This window comes from Synergistaceae bacterium, from assembly GCA_021372895.1.
GTDB lineage: Bacteria > Synergistota > Synergistia > Synergistales > Synergistaceae > JAJFTP01.
Genome location: JAJFTP010000072.1, coordinates 1 through 5,832, shown reverse-complemented (window position 1 = coordinate 5,832; position 5,832 = coordinate 1). Strand labels below are relative to the sequence as shown.

The following is a 5,832-nucleotide window of genomic DNA, read 5'->3' as shown; positions in this document are numbered from 1 at the left end:
TAGATACTGTTCTCAAAACCTTCGGGCAGCATAATATGCGCTTTGACCATAAAATCTTCATCCAGGCCGATAACTGCCTCCGCAGAGTAGAACCTGCGAAAACGGGCGTTATATATAGCTTCACGAAGTATCGTTGCGTATTCAGGGATTGAGACATTGGGATATCCGATGATGCGGCGCGCGGCGGCACAACGTCCGTAGACAGCGCCATCATTGAACAGCAGAACATTCGCATCCTCAGGAAGTCCGAGATCAAGCGGGCGGTGCACAGGCATCCCTGTCAGTTCAACAGTGCCTGCACTGCCCTTTGCAAGCGCGTAAACTTCACGCAGATCTTTAACAGGAACCACATTGTTACCGTAAAACGCTGTCTCGATGGTTGTGCGTATTGGAATAAAGTTAAGCTTCTTGAAACTGCCAAGATCCACAAAATGCCCCTGCGTGGCCATCTGAAATTTCCTCCTCAGGAAATACACAATATTTTTAAGATAAAGTACGACAACACCGCAGCAAGAATAACCGCATATGAATAGCTTAACTCAATATTTAAAGTTGACAAGAGTGCGGGTCCAAATAAGACAAATTCAAAATAGTGAAAAAAGTCGGCTCCGCATTTTGGCGAAGCCGACTTAGTCTATAATCTGGTTATGAACATCAGCTATTTGAGCTTGACCGTGTAACTGAGCGAAAGGATATGCGCCGTATTATCGTAGACATCGGCCGTATCGAAATTACCTCCATATAAATCCATTGCCTTCGCATTAATTACTCTGTCCTTGATCCACATATAACCCCACGCAAACGCAAGTTCGGAGTTCTTTTGACGATACTTAAATCCTAAGCTCACTGTCTGGCGGTCACCTGTCGGAACCATAAAATCCAGATATTCATCCGGCATCGGGTTGTTATCGTAGGCATAACCGCAGAGTATACTCCAGCGGTCGTTTATCTTATGTTCAACACCGAACTGATAGCGCCATACCTTTCCCCAGTTCTTTATGTCATCCGACTCGGTGACACCAGGTAATATAGGTGAGTCAAATGTGATATTCAACGCATCATACGTGCTCCACTTAGTATACGTCGCGCCAACTTCGACTCTCGTCCTGTCGTTGAATTTATGGCCAAGCCCGAGGGTAAGGCTGTCCGGGAGCGTAACAGAGCCGTGTGCCCGTGTGCTTTGCCCAGGATAAGTCAAATTTGCATCAGCGTCCATATTATGCTCTATTTTTGAACGATAGAGAGCGGCAAACGATGTTTTGTCCGTAAAATCATAGTTGAGTCCGATGTTCCAGCCGACAGCAAAATTTTTGCCGTCAAGCTCAAAATCTGCGTCAGGGTATGATCCGTGGCTCATATTGTAAGTAGGCAATTTTTTCCTTATATCCAGTGTGATATACATGATGTCAGCTCCGGCAGCAACCGACAGTTTAGGCGTGAGTTTATACGCAAGCGTAGGCTGAAGCGTAAGACTGGTTATCTTCGCAAGATAGCTGTTATATTGCCCCGGAAAAGTTGATTCATACTCGCTAGAGTTGCCAAAACGTGTAAAAAGCCCGATCCCCCACCAGAACCTGTCGCTCTGCTGCCGGACATAAAATATGTTTGGCACATAGCCCGGAGCCTCTGAATTGCTCCATGTCTGACCGTCTGCAGATCCACCGTGAAAATCCACGCTGCTTCTCGGGTTGATGTAGGACATACCGGCGCTGACCCATATGCCGGAAAGTCTTGTAATGCCGGCAGGGTTGTATGCCAACAATGAAGGGTCTTCTTCCGCAAACATGTAAGCATTGCCCATCGCAACGCCGCCGGCAGACCATTCGTAAATGGCGAACCCGTCGGCAAACGCCGCAGTTGGCACAGCACACACCATCAGCAGAAAGAGGGCGGTGAGTGTTTTCTTAATTTTCAATGAACACACAATCCTTCCTACTTGAGTTTTAAATGGCTGAAATTAGGATGTTTTTGTCCCAGGCTCGGGGTGATGACGGATATTTCGATCTCTACAGGGGTGGAACTTTCATAATAAGAAGTAAAGTCGGCAAGGGTACGTGATTCAAGGTAACGCAGAAAAGCGCGCGTCAGCTCATCCATCATTTCGCCGATAAAACAGGGCTGGTTTTTGCATCCGTCAAGACCACATCCTTTGGGGGCAAAGGAACCTCCGAAAAGTTCGAATAATTGATTGAGCGGGACCTCTTCAGGTACACAGGCAAGCTTGTAGCCTCCGCCGGGTCCGCGGACAGATTTTATAAAACCTCCCTTGCTAAGGCGCTGAAGGACTTTTGAAAGATGAGGCTCAGTAGTTCCGATTGCCGCTGCGATCCGCTGTGTAGACATGCACTGGCCAGATACCTTGGCAAGCTGTCCCAGAGCATGCAGACCCAATATCAAAGGTTCAGGCAGGCTTACTATAGGATTCAGAGTGTCTCCTCCTTTCATAATAAGTGGAATACCGGATATTTTATTCCACCTTAAAAGGTTGGTCAAGTATTTCAGACAAAATATATAAAAATGTTATTCCTTAATCAAGATAAGGACTCGGCTACAAATACGCCGGCTATGCAAAGCCGCCTGCAGGCTCTGAAACACTGGATGCTGACTGCATTTCCCTTTGGGTCTGATTATTCATCATTTATTGATTCGTCAGGCTGACCGTGTGGTCAAGAGGGATATAAATATGACGTGACTTATGATAAACTCCTCTACAGACATCTTTAATAGGAGGAAGTATTTTGTCAGAGGCTATTATTACAAGGTTTGACAGTGAGAATCCTTGCTGGACTGCAGAACTGCTTGAACTTGCCGGAGAGGATACGGAAGACCTTCCTGAACTCGTACGCAATGGAACCCTGAGGCTTTTTAACGGGATTTACAGCCTTACTGAGGCCGGGATCTCCGAATTTGATCGTATCGCATCAGAGATGTTCCTGGAAGGCAATCCGGGCACCCCTCCAACAGACATGAAAAGAAGCGTGGCGCGCACAAAATTGCGTTTGCTCTTGGATAATGCACACATCCAGCGATGGGGCATAAAAGACTTCCGGACAAATATATCACTCCCTATACGGCCAAATCTTACGCGTGACGAAATTTTCTCCATAGAAGACCGCAGGCTTAAATGGCTCTATACTGAATCCCCTATATGGAAGAAGATCGAGGCCGAATTTCCTGCCGTAAGTATAGAAAGCCGCCGCACCGATCTGGTCCCGCCGGAAAAACTGGCCGAGTGGTGCAAAGAAAACTGTCCAAAGGCCGGCAGTCTCGCCGTTGACCTGCTCTATCTCTGCCGCTACGACTTTATGCAGTACAGGGATTTTCCGGGACACCCCAACGACCCGATGCGGCTGATAAACACGGACAGGTTTCTCTTCGTATTTTCAAGCCGGGAACCTGCGGACAACCTGGAGACAATAGGAAAATTCCATATCTGGCTCAACAACCTGCGGCGCATGATCATACCCGGCTACGTTGACAGGGACACACAGGAACAGGACAGTGTAAGCTGGCTTATCTTCGCCGCGGAAACAGAGAACGAGGCCGGGACTTTAGCTGAAGAGCTTTCAAGTTATGGAGAAGACCTAGTGAAAAATGCCAACCCGTGTGAGATATGGACTATTTCATTAGAGGCGCTTGAAAAACTCAATGAGAAACGTGAACTCGTCTGGGAACTTCTGCCAGAGACAGCACATCAGGTACAAAGAACCCTGCTGAGCTGAAGTAAGAAAGGAGCCTCTGCTGTGTTTTGGAGTTACATACTGGAAGCTGTAATGCTGCTCTGTTTTGCTGCGGCATGGCCCGCGTCAATTTATAAATCATGGATAAGCAGGACAAGGAAAGGCAAGAGCCTGTTTTTTCTCCTCATTGTGCTGGCCGGATATTTCGCAGGCATAGCAAAGGTACTTATAGGAGGAGAGACACCGTTTCTGCTTATCCCGTACACATTGAACACTATGTTTGTAGTTTGCGACATCATGCTCTACTACAGAAATTACATGATAGACGAGAACAAGTCCGCGTTTTTCAAATAACACATTTATAGAGGCATCCCTGCACAGTCATCTTAGCCGGGGCATCGAAAGCGCGCTTGGCGCAACAGCAATACCTCCCAGAGAAGTACAGCGCAACTGTAGGGGCAGCATCTGCCCTGAAGCATAGACCGCATCCACGGTATCGTCAAGCGTCACAGAGTTACAGTAGCCGCCGAGTATCATATCTGCACAGATGAACGCCTGAGAAGCAAATGAACCGTTTCTCGTGTGGCATGGGATCTCCACGATTGCCTGGACAAGGTCACACACAAGGCCCATTGCGTTCTGAAACATAACGGCCCCTGCATCCGCAGCCTGCTGCGGCGTACCTCCGGCAGCTTCAACAACAGCACCTGCGCCCATTGCTCCGGCCGCACCTATCTCAACCTGACAGCCGCACACCTCGGCGGCAAAAGTGCCGCGTGTCGCAAGTACCCATCCTACAGCACCGGCAGCCCACATAGAACGAAGTACATCTTTGCGTGGAATATTCATGTCTTCGAGCATTGTAACCATAACGCCCGGAATGACCCCTGCAGAGCCTCCTGTCGGCGCGGCACACACTATCCCCTGTCCGCTGTTGACCTGCATCGCAGCCATAGCACGCGCCGCAGCCCTTGTATGTATACCGCCGACTGCAAGCCGGCCCTCTTTTTCTGCCAACATTATTTTTTTCGCAACAGGATGAAGAAGGAACATAGCCGGGCTTGCATCGGAAAGGCCAAGAGCGACAGAATCGATCATTATCTGCAGCCGCCTGTCCATCTCGGCGTCAAGAGCATCTTTCGGCATGCCAAGCAACGCGGACTCGTATTCAAGGGCGGCCTCGCCAAGCGTCATGCAGTGATCCTCTGAATACTTAACCATCTCCGCCCCTGACGTAAATATCCTATTGCCCCGCAGTGGGAAGAATACAGGAAGTGCATACCATAGCCCTGTGACTCCGCGGGCTGTTCTTATTTCTTCAAGCATACTGCTCTCAATGGGATATGACGTTGTAAGCAGAAAGAAATTCCTTCCATCCCTTGACTCGGATGTAACGTCACCTCGTGCCGAAAGTTTTTCTATGACTTCCTCCCGCATGCTCTCTACGGCAAGGTAATAAGCATCACCGGTCATACTGACCTGCCATCCGTTCAGACGACGGAATATGACAGAACCTCCGCCTGTTGAATCCGCTACCGCAGAGAAATCAGAGCCGTCCTTAAGCTTTGCCTCTATCTTTATGCTGTTCGGATGACAAGCTTCCGGAAAACTTTCAATGACGAATCTTATATTTACACCGTAGGATTTGAAAAGTTCCAGAGCATGTTTAAAACGCGAGTCGGTCAGAGGAAGGCCAAGGATGCCCATAACAAGTGCAAGATCACTGCCCTGCTCATGATATACCTCCGCAATAGACGAACACGGCTCGAAAGAAAATATCACCTCGGAAGGAAGTTCCCCCATAAGGCTCCTGCACATACGCGCGATGTGATAGGGGCCGGCAGTGTGGGAGCTTGAACATCCGGGCATTACCGGACCGATCACGTTGTTGAGAATACTTGCCACTGTCATAAGGATATTCCTCCCTTAACATGCATTCAATTAAGTATTTGATAAATATATCACATTTAATTCATCCCGTCTTTTATTTTTAAGAGCGAGGTTGTTTATTGGAGCAAAATTTATTACAATGCATACCTGAAACTGATATATTTTAATAATACCATAAACAGGCAAATGAGTCTTTCAGATTGACAACGGCGGAAAGAAAATCACTTTCAGCGTTTTAAGAACGCAAAGAGACAAAAATTTT

Annotated in this window: 6 protein-coding genes; 2 read left to right on the top strand and 4 right to left on the bottom strand. The window is 47.9% G+C overall.

All coding sequences use genetic code 11. The annotated features are described in order from the left end of the window. From LLF78_06720 to LLF78_06710, 3 genes are all read right to left on the bottom strand, one after another. Positions 1 to 449: phosphoenolpyruvate carboxykinase (locus LLF78_06720; protein MCE5202185.1), on the bottom strand; the 449-nt coding region annotated here is incomplete at its 3' end. 209 nt (positions 450 to 658) lie between these two features. Next, on the bottom strand, positions 659 to 1,915 hold the full coding sequence (locus tag LLF78_06715; protein MCE5202184.1) for an OmpP1/FadL family transporter: 1,257 nt from the start codon (positions 1,913 to 1,915) through the stop codon (positions 659 to 661). 17 nt (positions 1,916 to 1,932) lie between these two features. Then, on the bottom strand, positions 1,933 to 2,445 hold the full coding sequence (locus tag LLF78_06710) for an Rrf2 family transcriptional regulator (protein MCE5202183.1): 513 nt from the start codon (positions 2,443 to 2,445) through the stop codon (positions 1,933 to 1,935). A 293-nt stretch (positions 2,446 to 2,738) separates the two neighbouring features. Between LLF78_06710 and LLF78_06705 the strand changes: the two genes are divergently transcribed. Beyond that, positions 2,739 to 3,722 (top strand): hypothetical protein, encoded by a 984-nt coding sequence (locus tag LLF78_06705; protein ID MCE5202182.1) that lies wholly within the window; start codon positions 2,739 to 2,741, stop codon positions 3,720 to 3,722. Positions 3,723 to 3,743: 21 nt separating this feature from the next. Then, positions 3,744 to 4,034 carry a hypothetical protein gene (locus tag LLF78_06700; GenBank protein ID MCE5202181.1) on the top strand — a complete coding sequence of 97 codons (291 nt, stop codon included), beginning with the start codon at positions 3,744 to 3,746 and terminating at the stop codon, positions 4,032 to 4,034. 27 nt (positions 4,035 to 4,061) lie between these two features. Here the strand turns inward: LLF78_06700 and LLF78_06695 are convergent, their stop codons facing one another. Further along, a complete protein-coding gene (locus LLF78_06695) occupies positions 4,062 to 5,591 on the bottom strand; it encodes an L-serine ammonia-lyase, iron-sulfur-dependent, subunit alpha (protein MCE5202180.1) in 1,530 nt (509 codons plus the stop codon). Positions 5,592 to 5,832: the final 241 nt, after the last annotated feature.